The organism is Bacillus nakamurai (assembly GCF_001584325.1).
Taxonomy (GTDB): Bacteria; Bacillota; Bacilli; order Bacillales; family Bacillaceae; genus Bacillus; species Bacillus nakamurai.
The window spans coordinates 26,717-42,192 of the sequence record NZ_LSAZ01000004.1 but is presented as its reverse complement, the minus strand read 5'-3'; the positions used below and the strand labels follow the sequence as shown (position 1 = coordinate 42,192).

13 protein-coding genes are annotated in these 15,476 nt (G+C 48.9%); 12 read left to right on the top strand and 1 reads right to left on the bottom strand.

The genetic code is table 11. From position 1 onward, the window contains the following. Position 1 precedes the first annotated feature (1 nt). From acoB to AXI59_RS02490, 5 genes are all read left to right on the top strand, one after another. On the top strand, positions 2-1,030 hold the full coding sequence (gene acoB / locus AXI59_RS02510; RefSeq protein ID WP_061527288.1) for an acetoin:2,6-dichlorophenolindophenol oxidoreductase subunit beta: 1,029 nt from the start codon (positions 2-4) through the stop codon (positions 1,028-1,030). Positions 1,031-1,044: 14 nt separating this feature from the next. Further along, a complete protein-coding gene (locus AXI59_RS02505; protein ID WP_061527287.1) occupies positions 1,045-2,226 on the top strand; it encodes a dihydrolipoamide acetyltransferase family protein in 1,182 nt (393 codons plus the stop codon). A 15-nt stretch (positions 2,227-2,241) separates the two neighbouring features. Next, positions 2,242-3,621 (top strand): dihydrolipoyl dehydrogenase, encoded by a 1,380-nt coding sequence (lpdA, locus tag AXI59_RS02500; RefSeq protein WP_061527286.1) that lies wholly within the window; start codon positions 2,242-2,244, stop codon positions 3,619-3,621. A gap of 105 nt (positions 3,622-3,726) precedes the next feature. Next, entirely contained in the window at positions 3,727-5,535 is a 1,809-nt protein-coding gene (locus tag AXI59_RS02495; protein ID WP_061527285.1) for a sigma-54-dependent Fis family transcriptional regulator, read from the top strand. A gap of 66 nt (positions 5,536-5,601) precedes the next feature. After that, positions 5,602-5,784: an H-type small acid-soluble spore protein gene (locus tag AXI59_RS02490; RefSeq protein WP_061520338.1), complete on the top strand. Its 183-nt coding sequence runs from the start codon at positions 5,602-5,604 to the stop codon at positions 5,782-5,784. Positions 5,785-5,812: 28 nt separating this feature from the next. Here the strand turns inward: AXI59_RS02490 and AXI59_RS02485 are convergent, their stop codons facing one another. Further along, on the bottom strand, positions 5,813-6,139 hold the full coding sequence (locus AXI59_RS02485) for a YnfA family protein (protein WP_061520383.1): 327 nt from the start codon (positions 6,137-6,139) through the stop codon (positions 5,813-5,815). A 119-nt stretch (positions 6,140-6,258) separates the two neighbouring features. Here AXI59_RS02485 and AXI59_RS02480 point away from each other — a divergent pair, with 119 nt between their 5' ends. From AXI59_RS02480 to AXI59_RS02450, 7 genes are all read left to right on the top strand, one after another. Further along, on the top strand, positions 6,259-7,254 hold the full coding sequence (locus AXI59_RS02480; protein ID WP_240491477.1) for a zinc-dependent alcohol dehydrogenase family protein: 996 nt from the start codon (positions 6,259-6,261) through the stop codon (positions 7,252-7,254). 174 nt (positions 7,255-7,428) lie between these two features. Continuing rightward, positions 7,429-8,778 (top strand): maltose-6'-phosphate glucosidase, encoded by a 1,350-nt coding sequence (gene glvA, locus AXI59_RS02475; RefSeq protein ID WP_061527284.1) that lies wholly within the window; start codon positions 7,429-7,431, stop codon positions 8,776-8,778. A gap of 68 nt (positions 8,779-8,846) precedes the next feature. Beyond that, complete coding sequence (locus AXI59_RS02470) at positions 8,847-9,608, top strand: MurR/RpiR family transcriptional regulator (RefSeq protein WP_061520340.1); 762 nt, start codon at positions 8,847-8,849, stop codon at positions 9,606-9,608. A gap of 14 nt (positions 9,609-9,622) precedes the next feature. Beyond that, complete coding sequence (locus AXI59_RS02465) at positions 9,623-11,209, top strand: alpha-glucoside-specific PTS transporter subunit IIBC (RefSeq protein ID WP_061527283.1); 1,587 nt, start codon at positions 9,623-9,625, stop codon at positions 11,207-11,209. A gap of 149 nt (positions 11,210-11,358) precedes the next feature. Beyond that, positions 11,359-13,092, top strand: a complete 1,734-nt coding sequence (locus tag AXI59_RS02460; protein ID WP_061527282.1) for an ABC transporter ATP-binding protein — start codon at positions 11,359-11,361, stop codon at positions 13,090-13,092. Then, positions 13,073-14,890 carry an ABC transporter ATP-binding protein gene (locus AXI59_RS02455; protein WP_061527281.1) on the top strand — a complete coding sequence of 606 codons (1,818 nt, stop codon included), beginning with the start codon at positions 13,073-13,075 and terminating at the stop codon, positions 14,888-14,890. Before AXI59_RS02460 ends, AXI59_RS02455 begins: the two co-directional genes overlap by 20 nt. Positions 14,891-15,057: 167 nt before the next feature. Next, positions 15,058-15,462: a DoxX family protein gene (locus AXI59_RS02450; RefSeq protein ID WP_061520344.1), complete on the top strand. Its 405-nt coding sequence runs from the start codon at positions 15,058-15,060 to the stop codon at positions 15,460-15,462. Positions 15,463-15,476: the final 14 nt, after the last annotated feature.

The window sequence follows — 15,476 nt, the reverse complement described above, 5'->3', positions numbered from 1 at the left end:
GATGGCGAGAGTCATAAGCATGTCAGACGCAATCAATGAAGCAATGAAGCTTGCGATGAGAAGAGACGAAAATGTGCTTTTAATCGGTGAGGATGTCGCCGGGGGAGCGGCTGTCGATCATTTACAGGATGATGAAGCATGGGGCGGTGTGCTGGGAGTCACAAAGGGGCTCATACAGGAATTCGGACGCAGCCGAGTGCTGGACACACCGATTTCTGAGGCGGGCTACATGGGTGCGGCTATGGCTGCGGCATCAACCGGGCTGAGACCGATTGCGGAGTTGATGTTTAATGATTTTATCGGCACGTGCTTTGACCAGGTGATCAACCAAGGGGCGAAATTCCGCTATATGTTCGGCGGAAAAGCGCAAGTGCCGATTACCGTCCGCACCACATACGGAGCAGGGTTCCGGGCAGCTGCCCAGCATTCACAGGCGCTGTATGGCCTTTTCACCAGCATCCCGGGTCTGAAGACGGTTGTTCCGTCCAATCCGTATGACGCCAAAGGCCTGCTGCTGGCGGCAATAGAAGACAATGATCCGGTGTTCTTTTTTGAAGACAAAACATCCTACAGCATGAAAGGCGAGGTGCCGGAAGGATATTATACAATCCCGCTCGGAAAAGCGGATATCAAACGTGAAGGCGGCGACATCACGCTGTTTGCAATCGGCAAACAGGTCAATACCGCGCTTGAAGCGGCTGCACAGCTTTCTGAGAAAGGCATCGAGGCAGAGGTGCTTGATCCCCGAAGTCTGTCTCCTTTGGATGAGGAAGCGATTTTCACATCGTTAGAAAAAACAAACCGGCTGATCATCATTGACGAAGCCAATCCGCGCTGCAGCATCGCTACGGATATTGCTGCGATTGTCGCCGACAAGGGCTTTGATTTGCTTGATGCGCCGATTAAACGAATTACAGCGCCGCATACACCAGTACCGTTTTCGCCAGTGCTTGAAGATCGGTATTTGCCGACATCAGAACAAATTGTCAGCGTCACGCTTGAATTGCTTGGCGAGCCGGCAATGAATTAAAGGAGGGATATAGTATGGCTGTAAAAGTAGTGATGCCGAAATTGGGAATGGCGATGAAGCAAGGGGAAGTATCAGTCTGGAATAAAAAAGTCGGCGATCCGGTCGAGAAAGGAGAAAGCATCGCCAGCATCAATTCTGAAAAAATCGAGATGGAGATTGAGGCGCCGGAAAGCGGCACGCTTCTTCATATCAAAGTAAAAGAGGGGGAAGGAGTTCCGCCGGGAACCGCCATCTGTTATATCGGGGAAAACGGGGAAGAGGTGCAGGAGAAGGAAGAAGTCCAATCCAAAAGCCATGAAGAACCGAAAACGGCACCTGAAAAAAGTCACGGTTTCGCCGTTAAACAAACACACACAAACCGAGTCAAAGCATCACCCGTTGCCCGAAAAATGGCGGAGAAGGCCGGATTACAGCTCGACACGCTGAAAGGGACGGGGCCCGGAGGCAGGATCGTCAAAGAAGACGTGATAAAGGCAATAAAAACGGAATCAAAACCGCACACAGCACTGCCTGAGGGAAAACCGGTCACCGCGATGAGAAAGGTGATCGCAGAGCGGATGCACAAAAGCCTGCAAAACAGCGCTCAGCTGACAATGACGATGAAAGCAGATATGACAGAGCTGATCAAATTGAAGCATCAGCTTGCCGAAACAGCGAAAAAGCGCACCGGCGTCAAGCTGACTGTCACGCATTTCGTATCCCGGGCCGCAGTGCTTGCGTTACGGCAGCACCCTGAGCTGAACAGTTCCTATCAAGAGGAGCGGATCATCACCTATCCCCATGTTCATCTCGGAATGGCAGTGTCTCTTGAAAACGGACTCGTCGTGCCGGTCATCCGCGATGCGGAAAAGCTTTCTTTCCTTGACCTTGCAGACCATATCTCGAAAAACGCACGCCGGGCGCGGGAAGGCAATGCTTCTGGCGATGATCTGCAAGGCTCTACTTTCTCTATCACGAATCTCGGCGCTTACGGCATCGAACACTTTACCCCGATTTTAAACCCGCCGGAAACGGGCATTCTCGGAGTGGGTGCGAGTTATGAAGCGCCGGTGTACCGCGGGGAAGAGCTTGTGAAAAGCACCATTCTGCCGCTGAGCCTCACTTTCGATCATAGAGCGTGTGACGGCGCCCCGGCGGCGGCTTTTTTGAAAACGGTGAAAGAGCTTCTTGAAAAACCGGCTGGATTGATTTTATAGAGAGAGGTGAAGACATTGACACTAGCCATTATCGGCGGCGGCCCGGCCGGGTATGCAGCTGCCGTGACAGCTGCAAGGAAAGGCATGCAAGTCGTTCTCATAGACAAAGGCCCGCTTGGGGGCACGTGTCTCAATGAGGGCTGTATCCCGACCAAGTCGCTGCTGGAAAGCGCAAATATCCTTGATAAAATCAAACACGCGAATACATTCGGCATTGAACTGCCGCAGAACATCACCGTCAATTGGGCCCGTATGCAGGCACGCAAGCGGCAAATCGTCAATCAGCTCGTTCAGGGTATTCAATATTTAATGAAGGCAAATCAAATCAAAGTCATCAGCGGAACGGCTTCCTTTCTCTCAGACAAAACATTACTGATAGAAGACGGCGGAGGGGCAAAAGAGATCTTGGAAGCCGACAAAATCCTGATCGCTTCAGGGTCTGAACCGATGTCATTGCCGTGTGCCCCTTTTGATGGCGGCTGGGTGATTGACAGCCAAGGCGCCCTCTCTCTTAAACAAATCCCTTCCTCGCTTCTCATCGTCGGCGGGGGCGTGATCGGCTGTGAGTTTGCTTCTTTATTCAGCAGACTCAAAACCAAAGTGACCGTCATTGAAATGGCTGATCAGCTGCTTCCGGCAGAAGACGGGGAGATCGCCGCAGCTTTTGAAGAAACATTAAGAGAAAGCGGAGTTGATATCCAGACGGGAGCCGCATTGCAGCGGGTTGATCAGGCAAGTAAAACCGCGGTATGGACGAAAGACGGGAAGGAAATCGAGGCCCGTGCCGATCACATTCTGATTGCGGTCGGCAGAAAACCGCGCCTGCAAGGGCTGCATCTGGAGCAGGCCGGCATCCGTTTTTCCCTGGGCGGAATTGAAGTAAATGAGCACATGCAGACAAATCTTCCGCATATTTACGCTTGCGGCGATGCGGCAGGCGGATTTCAGCTCGCCCACGCCGCTATACATGAAGGAATGGCTGCCGCTTCACATGCTTCCGGCCGAGATACCGCAGTGAATATGCGGGCGGTGCCCCGCTGTATTTACACTTCGCCGGAAATGGCCGCCATCGGGCTGACAGAAAAACAGGCCAGAGAGCGATACGGAGACGTGCATATTGGAGAATGTTCGTTTTCCGCTAACGGAAAGGCCTTAATTAAAAATCAGCATGGCGGCAAAATGAAAATCATTGCCGAACCGGAATTCGGAGAAATTGTCGGCGTGTCAATGATCGGGCCTGACGTCACTGAATTGATCGGGCAGGCAGCCATGCTGATGAACGGCGAAATGACGGCTGATATGTCAGAACATTTTATCGCCGCACATCCGACCCTTTCGGAAACCCTTCAAGAAGCGCTCTTAAACGTAACCGGTCTTGCGGTTCATTCAGTTTAGCGAATAAACCTTCTGAGATTCAGAAGGTTTATTTTTATTGAAAGCGCTTTATTTTTCCCCTACAATAAATGAAAAGATATGATTGAACAGGGGGGAGCGAATAAAATGAATGTCATCCGGAATGATTTGCAAACCTGGAAGCGATTTGTGAGAGAGGGCGTGCTTGACGAGGCCCGCATTCAAAAACGGGTCGCCGCCTCGTGGCACCGCTGCAAACAAGCGGACGTTAATCCTTATCTTGAAAAGGGCCCGAACGTGCTGCCGGCAGAAAATCTTGAAAGGCAGGCCGAAAAGCACGCGTTATTCTTAGCGGCCTCCATGCCTTATGCAGAAAAGATAAAACAGGCGATGCAGGAAATGGAAATGATGGTTCTGTTGATTGATGCCGACGGCGTTGTCCATTCAGTCGACGGCCATCTCCGCACAATCAATGAAGCGAAACGCATTAATTTCTTAAAAGGCGCCCGCTGGACCGAAACCGCAGTCGGCACGAACGCAATCGGCACGGCCCTTTATACAAAGGAGCCGGTCGTTATTCACGGCTCTGAACATTATTCGCTCGCTTCCCACCAATGGAGCTGTTCCGCCGCGCCGATTCGTTATGAAGACGGGAGGCTTGCCGGCGTCATTGACATTTCCTGCCCCGCCGCCTGCGCCCAGCCTTTTATGCTGGGAATTGCCGCCTCCATCGCTTATTCGGCGGAACGGGAACTCGCCCTCAAGACCAAGATGAAGGAGCTTGAGATGATCAATCAATTTGCCGGACTCGCCCAGTCACACGATCCGATTGTCCTTTGTAATGAACACAGCCGAATCATCGGGGCAAGCCGGCCGGTTCAAAACTTCATCGGAGAGCAGCTGTCTGAGCTTGAGGAACAGGGCTTTCACATCAAACAAGCGGTGCAAGAAGAGAACGGCTGCACATGCTTTTACCTATCCAAGAATGAAAAAAAGCCCGCTTTTGTTTTCAAAGGAGCGGCGGGGAAAAGCCGTTCATCCCGCAGCATGCTGAGGCAGCTGGAGCTTGTGGCTCAAACAGACGCGACGGTTTGTCTGACCGGAGAAACCGGGACGGGGAAGGAGGTAGCCGCCAGGGCGATCCATGACAACAGTTCCCGAAAAAACGGCCCGTTTGTTGCCGTTAATTGCGGAGCCATACCTGAAAAATTGATTGAAAGCGAACTGTTCGGCTACACGGAAGGCGCGTTCACGGGAGCGAAACGGAAAGGCCATAAAGGGGCATTGCTGAAAGCCGATAAAGGCACGCTTTTTCTCGATGAAATCGGAGAAATCACGCATGCCATGCAGGTTGCCCTATTAAGGGTGCTGCAGGAACGGAAAGTCACCCCGGTCGGCGGGACAAAAGAGATTCCCGTTGACATCAGAATCATCACCGCCACCCACGCTGACCTGACACAGCTTGTGAAGAACAAAAAACTGAGAGAAGATTTATTCTATCGGCTGCACGTCTGCCCGATTCACCTCCCGCCGTTAAGGGAACGCACAGATGACATTCCCGGTCTCTTTTACCAATTCAAGAAAAACAGCAACTGGGCGGGCGAGCTTCCGCAGGAATTTTTAGACATATTAAAGAGCCGGGAATGGCCGGGCAATATCCGGGAATTGTTTAATGTATTTGAACGTCTTTCCGTCATGTTCCCGGACGGCCGGTTATCAAGCCGCCCCCTCTCATCACTGCTCGAAGCATCGGGGCTTGCGCCTGCACAGCAGTCCTCTGATTCGGGCAAAGCCCCGACGTCAGCCATTCGGGAGCATATACAGAAAAACATCATCATAAACGCCCTCGAATCCGCCAAGGGAAATGTCACGCTGGCCGCAAAGATGGCGGGCATCCCGCGCAGCACATTTTACAAACGGCTGAAAAGATTCAAGCTGTCTGCCGGGCAATGTTAAGAAAAACAGCATACTTCCTTTGCCTGCCGGACACTTTATGTGTGTGGCGTAAAGGAGGTTTGAGACATGAATACACAACGCGCAAAAGACATTGCCGAATCCGCTGCAATGGCGTATGTGACATATGAAGGAGTTCCTATTTATATTCAGCATGTCAACGAAGACAAGGAAACAGCACGCATTTTCCCTATCGGCAATCCTCAGTTTGAGCAAGAAGTGCTTCTTTCGGATTTACAAGAACATTTTTAAAAAAGGCCTGCTGATCACAGCGGGCCTTTTATCCTCTCGGCGCAAACAGCATGATGCCGACGCCGAGAAGACAAATCAGCGCTCCGGCACAGTCGTACAGATCAGGCGTTTTCCTGTCGACGAGCCATCCCCACAGAACGGCAAGCACAATAAATACTCCTCCGTATGCGGCATACACACGGCCGAACGAAGGAAATGATTGAAATGTCGGGATCACGCCGTAGGCAATCAGAATGAGCGCTCCCGCAATCCCGTATCCGACGGGCTTCATTTCCCTCAGCCACAGCCAAATCAAATACCCGCCGCCGATCTCGGCAAGCCCGGCAGCGATAAACAAAACAATAGTAAACAGCATGACAGCACTCCCGCTTTTTTCATTTCCTTTTATCATAAGAATTTCGAGAGCACTTTGTAAACATTGACTTACTTTTAAAAAAAGAGCATTCTTAAAAAAACGCCACAAAGGAAGGGATAATGTTGGAGAATGCTGCTTTACTATATAAAGCCTTTGGAGACCCATTAGAACAATTACAGCTTTGCCAAAAAGACAAGGCGCCGCTTCAAGCTGATGAAGTGCTCGTTAAAATGCTTGTAAGCCCGATTAATCCTTCTGATTTGATTCCGATCAGCGGGGCATATTCACACCGTATCAAACTCCCTGCGACGGCCGGTTATGAAGGAGTCGGCATTGTTATCGATACAGGCGCAGATGTATCACAAGACATGATCGGCAAGCGGGTTGTGCCGGTGAGAGGTGAAGGCACTTGGCAGCAATATGTAACCGTAAAAGCTAAGTATGCCATCGAGGTGCCGCCTGTGATCAGCGATCATGATGCATGCCGGCTGTATATCAATCCGCTGACGGCATGGCTGATTTGTAAAGAAACACTGGACATACAACCGAATGATCTGCTGCTGATGAACGGCGGAGGCACTTCAATCGCCTTGATCTTTGCCCAGCTTTCGAGGGTGCTCGGATTTCGGCTAATCGCCATCGCCCGAAATGAAGGCAGCGCAAAACAGCTTCAGGCGTTTGGGGCATGGAAGGTTATTGATGCCTCCAAAGGGCATGTGACAGAAATGATCGCTGATGCATGCAGCGGCAAGGGGGCTGATTATGCGATTGATGCTGTAGGCGGTGCAGACAGCGAAATATTGGCAGGCGGGTTAAAACCAAACGGCATGCTAGTCAGCTATGGACTGCTTTCAGGAATTCCGGCAGATTGGAAAAAACTGCACGAAACGTATCACTTGTCTCCCAAGCTGTTTGCTTTACGGCTTTGGAATGAACATCACACCGCCGAAGCATACCGCCGCCGCTTTTCAGAGGTGATTGATCTGTTTGCCAAGGGGGATTTAACTATGAATGCTCCGGCCGCCGTATTCCGCTTTGAACGATATAAAGAGGCATTACGCTGCAATGAGCTGGCGAAGGGAAAAATCTTGCTTGATTTCAGCTCATCCAGTTGAAAAAAAGGCTGCAGAGCATTGCAGCCTTTTTGACTTGAGCTCCCTGAGAAATTTCCCGCTCTTTGAGAAAAATAACTAAAATTGATCAAATGACCTAACTCTCCAAATTACGGTACAGGGAGGTTCGTCCCATGATATAAATAAAATGTAAACGTTATCAAGGGAGGTCTTCATATGACAAATAAATCTTTCTCAATCGTCATTGCAGGCGGCGGCAGTACATTTACACCGGGAATTGTATTAATGCTTTTGAATCATCTGAAGGAGTTTCCGATCAGAAAGCTGAAACTTTATGACAATGATAAAGAAAGACAGGAACGGATTGCGGGTGCCTGCGAGGTCTTTATTAAAGAAAAAGCGCCGGACATTGAATTTTTGGCGACAACTGATCCTGAAACGGCCTTTACAGATGTGGACTTTGTCATGGCGCACATCCGAGTCGGAAAATATGCAATGCGCGCGCTTGATGAACAGATTCCGCTGAAGTACGGAGTGGTCGGGCAAGAGACATGCGGACCGGGAGGAATTGCATACGGCATGCGTTCAATCGGCGGCGTTTTGGAGATTCTCGATTATATGGAAACCTACTCTCCTGATGCATGGATGCTGAATTACTCCAACCCTGCGGCAATTGTGGCCGAGGCCACACGGCGCCTCAGACCGGATTCAAAAATATTGAACATCTGCGACATGCCTGTCGGAATTGAAGACCGGATGGCGCAAATCCTCGGATTGTCCTCAAGAAAAGAAATGAACGTCCGTTATTACGGCTTGAACCACTTCGGCTGGTGGACATCAATCACTGATCAACAAGGCAATGACTTAATGCCGAAGCTGAAAGAGCACGTCCGCGAATACGGCTACATTCCGAAGACGGAAACTGAACTGACGGAAGCGAGCTGGAATGACACATTCGGAAAAGCGCGTGATGTGCAGGCAGCCGACCCGGATACGCTTCCAAACACGTACTTGCAATATTATTTGTTCCCGGACGATATGGTGAAAAAATCAAACCCGGACCATACGCGGGCAAACGAAGTCATGGAAGGGCGCGAAGCCTTTATCTTCAGCCAATGTGCCATGATTACACGTGAGCAGTCGTCAGAAAACAGTGAAATTAAAATTGACGATCACGCTTCCTATATTGTCGATCTCGCCCGGGCGATCGCATACAACACCGGGGAGAGAATGCTGTTAATCGTTGAAAATAACGGCGCGATTGCAAACTTTGACCCGTCCGCCATGGTTGAAGTGCCTTGTCTCGTAGGCTCAAACGGGCCGGAGCCGCTGACGGTCGGAAACATTCCGCAGTTCCAAAAAGGGCTGATGGAGCAGCAGGTTTCTGTTGAAAAACTGACGGTTGAAGCTTGGGAAGAACGGTCATTTCAAAAGCTGTGGCAGGCGCTGATCCTGTCAAAAACAGTGCCGAATGCCCGTGTGGCAAGGCTGATTCTTGAAGATTTATTGGAGGCCAATAAGGAATACTGGCCTGAGCTTGATGTGAGCCCGTCTCATATTTCCTAATGACAATCTTCCCCCGTTTTCTTCATCTGTTATTCTATATAATAGAAAGAAAACGGGGGGATTTTGGGATGCGGCTGGAAGAACTGATCAATCAGCATTACGGTAAACTAAATGATAACGATTTTTATATTTTAAAATATATATTGAATCATAAGCATACGTGCTACCGCCTTGGCATCAATGATATGGCGAAAGCCTGCAATGTTTCGCGCTCTTCTATATTGCGGCTTGCCCAAAAACTCGGCTTCAGCGGCTACAGTGAATTTCGTGTATTTCTGAAGTGGGAGGATCAGCCTGAAGAGGGTGAGAGTATGAGCTTTGAAAAGCTGCTGGACGATATTGAAGCCAATCTGAAATATGTGAAGTCAAAAGATATGACAGAAATGTGCCGGCTGATAGACGAAGCAAAGCGGATTTTCGTTTACGGATCGGGCACGGCGCAGAGGGTGTGTGCCCGGGAGCTGCAAAGGATGTTTGTATCCCGGCGGAAGTATCTGATTTTAATACAGGATAAAACAGAATTTGAACTCATGCGTGATGATTTTAATGTGGATGACTTATTCATTATTATTTCCTTATCCGGCGAAACGCCTGAACTGATACCGCAGGCAAGGGCCCTGTCCGCAAAGGGGGTTCCGTTTATTTCAATCACCAACCTGAAAAACAACGTACTGGCCCAAACGACACCGCATAATCTTTATGCGACAAGCAAGCCGGTGATGTTAAGCGATAAAACGGAAATTGTAGCGTTTGTTCCTTTTTTTCTTGTGGGTGAAGCGCTGTTCCGCGCATATGTTGATTACAAAGAGCTTGAAAATTTTGATGAATAACGGGAGGTTGCGATATGATGCAAAAAGTTCAGCGCTTCGGCAGCGCGATGTTTGTGCCTGTTTTGTTATTTGCATTCTCCGGCATTATTGTCGGTCTGAGTACGCTCTTTAAAAATAAAACACTGATGGGGCCGCTGGCTGATCCTGACGGGCTTTGGTATCAATGCTGGTACGTCATTGAACAAGGCGGCTGGACCGTCTTTAATCAAATGCCGCTTCTGTTTGCGATCGGCATACCTGTGGCTTTAGCGAAAAAAGCACAGGCGCGGGCTTGCTTGGAAGCGCTTACAGTTTATTTGACATTCAACTACTTTATCAACGCGATTCTGACGGTATGGGGCGGGGCTTTTCATGTCGATATGAATCAGGAGGTCGGCGGAACGAGCGGCCTGACGATGATTGCCGGTATTAAAACGCTTGATACGAACATTATCGGAGCGATTTTTATTTCTTCCATTGTCGTCTACTTACACAATCGCTTTTTTGATAAGAAACTGCCGGATTTCCTCGGTATTTTCCAAGGGTCCTCGTACATTGTCATCATCTCTTTTTTCATTATGATACCGATTTCACTCGCGGTTGCTTACGTATGGCCGATGGTTCAGTCCGGCATCGCCTCGCTGCAAAGCTTTCTCGTTGCGTCAGGGGCGCTTGGCGTATGGTTCTACACGTTCTTAGAGAGGATCTTAATTCCGACCGGGCTGCATCATTTTATTTACGCCCCGTTTGTTTACGGGCCGGCTGTGGCTGAAGGCGGCATTGTCACCTATTGGGCGCAGCATCTCGGCGAATACTCTCAATCTGCCAAACCGCTGAAAGAGTTATTCCCGCAAGGCGGTTTCGCGCTTCACGGCAACTCAAAGATTTTTGGCATCCCGGGCATCGCGCTCGCCTTTTATGCCACGGCTTCAAAGGAGAAGAAAAAAATTGTCGCCGGCCTGTTAATACCGGTCACGCTGACATCGATTATTGCCGGCATTACGGAGCCGATTGAATTTACATTCCTGTTTATTTCGCCTTTTTTATTCGCAGTGCATGCATTGCTTGCCGCTTCCATGGCAACCGCCATGTATATGGCCGGTGTCGTCGGAAATATGGGCGGGGGCTTGATCGAAGCGGTGACGCTAAACTGGATACCGCTTGCAAGCAGCCACGGCTTGACGTATGTGTATCAGATTTTAATCGGATTATCCTTTACCGCCATCTACTTTTTCGTTTTCCGATTCCTCATTCTCAAATTTAATATCGCTACGCCGGGAAGGGAAAAAGAAGAAGGGCAGGAAACAAAGCTGTATTCTAAAAAAGAGTACAAAGAACGAAAGCAGGCCGCAAAAGAAACAGCCGCGGCGGATGAAACAGAACGGGATACGGCGGCTTTGTATATTGAAGCGCTGGGCGGAAAAGACAATATTACGGAGGTCACCAATTGCGCCACCCGCCTCCGTGTCAGCGTAGCGGACGATTCAAAGGTCAAAGACGACAGCGCCTTCAGGGAGCTGGGCGCCCACGGCGTCGTCAGAAAAGGCAGGGCGCTTCAGGTCATTATCGGGTTAGGCGTGCCGCAAATGAGGGCGCGCATTGAGGATCAATTGAACGGATAACAGAAAAAACCTTCCTGTCCGGGGAAGGTTTTTCGTTTGGCATTTTTTCCGTATGGCGGATATCACAAAATGAAAGACCAAAATCCTTTATTCATTCGCCCTAAAGGCATAAAATAATAGTATTGAACAAAGGATTTGGAGGCTCACACATGTCAAAGGCTTTATCATATGTAAAACCGTATTCTCTTTTAGCCGGAATTGCTCTTTTGCTCATGCTCATCGAGCTTGCGGTAGAGCTGATGCAGCCCCTGCTCATCGGGAAAATCATCGACGAAGGAATTTTAAAACAAGATTTGGGCACTGTCTGGCTGTGGGGCGGCGTGATGATCGGGCTGACCGTTATTTCATTTGTGTCAGGGATTTTAAACTCCTTTTATTCCGCCCACATCAGCCAGAGCTATGCGTATGATACGAGAAAAGGGATTTTTCAAAAAATTCAATCCTTCTCTTATTCGACGTTTGCGCAATTTTCATCCACATCCTTTATCACAAGGCTGACAAATGATGTGACACAGGTCCAAAATATGATCTTTATGAGCCTTCGGTTTATGCTCCGGGCGCCTTTAATGATTGTCGGAGGTATTATCCTTTCACTGACCGTTAATGTGAAGCTCGGGTTTTTCCTCTTGATCACGGTTCCGATCTTGATTTTGTTTTTGCTTTGGGTGCTGAAAAAAGGCGGCGCGCTGTTTCGTTCCGTGCAAAAACGGCTCGATCAAGTGAATACGATTATGCAGGAGAATTTGACCGCGATTAAGCTGATCAAAGCGCTCCTTCGGGCAAGCCATGAAGTGAAACGTTTTTTGAAATCCAATACGATGCTGATGCAAAAAACGGTTTCCGCTTTTCGTCTCGTTGAAGCGGCGATGCCGATTTTAATGCTGTTAATGAACATGTGTATTTTGTTTATTCTATGGTTCGGCGCCCGCAGCATCGATCAGGGCGGGGCGCAGGTCGGCGATGTCGTCTCCGTGATTAACTACGCGACGCGGATTACCGGCGCATTATCAGTATTTCCGTTTCTTATTATGGTTTTTTCCCGGGCAAAGGCTTCGGGCGAAAGAATCGGCGAGGTGCTGGAAACAGAGGGCGATGAGGGGAAAGGGAGCATCCTGGCTGAACCGCTGAAAGGCGGCATTGAATTTCAGCAAGTGTCCTTCCGTTACCCTGAAATGGAAAAAGATGCGCTTCATGACGTGTCCTTCTCCGCAAAACCGAAGGAAACCATTGCCATCATGGGGGCGACAGGTTCAGGAAAATCAACGCTCTTTCAGCTGATTCCGCGGCTGTACAAAGCAGACTCCGGCGCTATTTTCATTGACGGTAAACCGATCGGCGGATTTTCCGCTCACGGGCTGCGCAGCGAGATCGGCTACGTCCCGCAGGAAGTGCTTCTGTTTTCCGGGACGATTCGGGAAAATATTGCCTGGGGACGAGAGGATGCTTCACTAGATGAAGTAATTCAAGCCGCCAAGGACGCGCAAATTCATGAAACGATTATGAAGCTTTCAAATGGATACGACACGGTGCTGGGTCAGCGGGGCGTCAATTTGTCAGGCGGGCAAAAGCAGCGGATTTCCATTGCGCGGGCTTTTATCCGCAAGCCGTCCATCCTGCTTTTGGACGACAGCACAAGTGCGCTTGATCTGCAAACGGAAGCCATGCTTTTGGGAGCGATCAGAACCTATGAATGTACGACACTCATTATCACGCAAAAAATAACGACAGCAATGAAGGCGGACGCCATATTATTGCTTGAAGACGGGGAGCTGCTTGCCAAAGGCACGCATCAAGAGCTGATGGCACAGTCTCAGCTGTACCGGCAAATTTACGAATCACAGTTTGGAAAGGAGGGAGCGGACGGTGCAAAAAGACATTCGTAAACCTTTCCGATATCCGAAAATACCGCTCACCTCGAAGGAAGGCGCCAAAAAACGGGCAAAAGTAAAGGATACAAAAGGGACGCTGCGAAGAATCTGGTCCTATTTAGCCGAGAAAAAAGGGCTTTTGACACTCGTTATGGTGATGGTGGTCATCAGCGCCATCTTCGGTCTTCTCGGACCGTTTGTGATCGGGAGGGCGATTGACCATTTTATCGTCGGTCGCACAACAAACGGATTATTGCCCGTTCTTTTTATCCTTCTTGGGATTTATATCGTCCAGTCACTGTCTTTATGGTTTCAGAACTATTGGATGATCAATATTTCTCAAAGCACGGTATTTAAAATGCGGAGCGAGCTGTTTACCCATCTGCATGAGCTGCCCATTCCGTTTTTTGACAAGCAGCGCCTTGGCGACTTAATGAGCCGGGTCACAAATGATATTGAAAATGTCAGCTCAACATTAAATACGTCCGTTATCCAGGTGTTATCGAGCGTGATTACATTCGTCGGAACAATTGCTGTCATGCTGTACATGAGCCCGCTTTTGACGCTCATTACACTTCTGGTTATTCCGATCATGTTCATCAGCATCAAATGGATCACCAACCGGACGGGCATGCTGTTTAAGCAGCAGCAGAAAAACCTCGGCGAGCTGAACGGTTTTATCGAGGAGTCGATCTCAGGGGCCAAGGTCATCAAGGCATACTCGCGGGAAGACCGCATCACCGAGGAATTTTTAGAAAAAAACGCCGCTTTAAAATCATCAGGATTTTGGGCGCAGACAATTTCAGGATTTATTCCAAAAGTGATGAACTCGTTAAATAACTTAAGCTTTACGATTATTGCCGCGATTGGCGGGCTGTTTGCGCTGAAAGGGTGGATCTCAATCGGTTCAATCGTAGTATTTGCCGAATACTCGCGGCAGTTCACACGCCCTTTAAATGATCTTGCCAATCAGTTCAATACGATGTTATCTGCCATTGCGGGGGCTGAACGCGTTTTTGACGTGCTGGATGAAAAAGAAGAGCGCCAAGATGAGGAGTATGCGCTGTATCAGCCGATGACAACGGGAGAAATTGAATTTCGCGATGTCTCCTTCGGTTATGAGGAGGGCAGCCCGATCTTAAAGCACCTTTCCTTCAAAGTTCCAAAAGGACAGTCCATCGCGTTTGTCGGCCCGACCGGAGCGGGGAAAACAACAGTCACGAGCCTGATCGCCCGCTTTTATGAGCCGAACGAAGGAAAAGTGCTTATTGACGGAACAGATATTAAAAAGTTGACAAGATCAAGCCTGCGAAAAAACATGGGGTTTGTTCTTCAAGATTCGTTTCTGTTCCAGGGCACCATCAGGGAGAATATCCGCTACGGACGCCTGGACGCTTCTGACCAAGAGGTAGAGGAAGCCGCAAAAGCAGCCAATGCCCACAGCTTCATTGAACGGCTGCCGAAAGGTTATGATACGGTTCTTACCCAAAACGGGGCCGGCATCAGCCAAGGACAGAAGCAGCTCATTTCCATTGCGAGAGCTGTTTTGGCAGACCCGGTTCTCTTGATATTGGATGAAGCGACAAGCAACATCGATACAGTGACAGAAGTGAAAATACAAGAAGCGCTCGGCCGTTTAATGGAGGGCAGAACAAGCGTCATCATCGCCCACAGGCTGAACACGATCCAAAGAGCCGATCAGATTCTTGTGTTAAAGGACGGAGAAATGGCTGAAAAAGGGAGCCATGCAGAACTTCTGAAGCAAAAAGGATTTTACAATGAGTTATACGAAAGCCAGTTCCATGAATCATAAATAGGGAAAAAGGCCTCCGGCAAAGTGCGGAGGCCTTTTTTTGCGCTGATCTATAGTACTTTTAAGTTATTTTTAGATAAATGTAACGAAATTACTTGACGTAAACAAGTTATGTATATATACTAGCTTACATAAAGTAAGTGATAATAATTTTCAAGGAGGATTTTATGAATAAATCATTCGAAGCAGGTACATTACTTTTAAGGGTTGTTACAGGTATTATCTTTTTTGTTCACGGCTTATCAAAATTTCAAGGATTAGAAGGGACCATGCAATTTTTCCAAAGCATCGGACTTCCCGCCTTTTTGGTTTATGTGATCGCAACAATTGAATTAGCCGGCGGCGTTCTGATCTTTTTCGGTTTGGCGACACGCGTTATCGGCGCGCTGTTTGCCATTACGTTAATCGGCGCTATCTTTACGGCGAAGCTTTCGGCTCCATTTATGGGCGGATCAGAATTTGACTTCATTTTATTAGTAGCGTCTGTTCACTTAGCTCTTTCAGGAAGCCGTCTGCTTGCACTCGACCAGCTCCTTTTCAAAACAAAAAAGGGAGAAAATTTCTCAGCATAAGAAAGAAGGCATTC

Bases quoted from the DNA above. Each gene is read 5' to 3' on its own strand.
- AXI59_RS02495 (WP_061527285.1), top strand. From the start codon at position 3,727: ATGAATGTCATCCGGAATGATTTGCAAACCTGGAAGCGATTTGTGAGA.
- AXI59_RS02470 (WP_061520340.1), top strand. From the start codon at position 8,847: ATGCGGCTGGAAGAACTGATCAATCAGCATTACGGTAAACTAAATGAT.
- AXI59_RS02460 (WP_061527282.1), top strand. From the start codon at position 11,359: ATGTCAAAGGCTTTATCATATGTAAAACCGTATTCTCTTTTAGCCGGA.
- AXI59_RS02450 (WP_061520344.1), top strand. From the start codon at position 15,058: ATGAATAAATCATTCGAAGCAGGTACATTACTTTTAAGGGTTGTTACA.
- AXI59_RS02485 (WP_061520383.1), bottom strand. From the start codon at position 6,139: ATGCTGTTTACTATTGTTTTGTTTATCGCTGCCGGGCTTGCCGAGATC.
- AXI59_RS02465 (WP_061527283.1), top strand. From the start codon at position 9,623: ATGATGCAAAAAGTTCAGCGCTTCGGCAGCGCGATGTTTGTGCCTGTT.
- AXI59_RS02480 (WP_240491477.1), top strand. From the start codon at position 6,259: ATGTTGGAGAATGCTGCTTTACTATATAAAGCCTTTGGAGACCCATTA.
- glvA (WP_061527284.1), top strand. From the start codon at position 7,429: ATGACAAATAAATCTTTCTCAATCGTCATTGCAGGCGGCGGCAGTACA.
- AXI59_RS02490 (WP_061520338.1), top strand. From the start codon at position 5,602: ATGAATACACAACGCGCAAAAGACATTGCCGAATCCGCTGCAATGGCG.
- AXI59_RS02505 (WP_061527287.1), top strand. From the start codon at position 1,045: ATGGCTGTAAAAGTAGTGATGCCGAAATTGGGAATGGCGATGAAGCAA.
- acoB (WP_061527288.1), top strand. From the start codon at position 2: ATGGCGAGAGTCATAAGCATGTCAGACGCAATCAATGAAGCAATGAAG.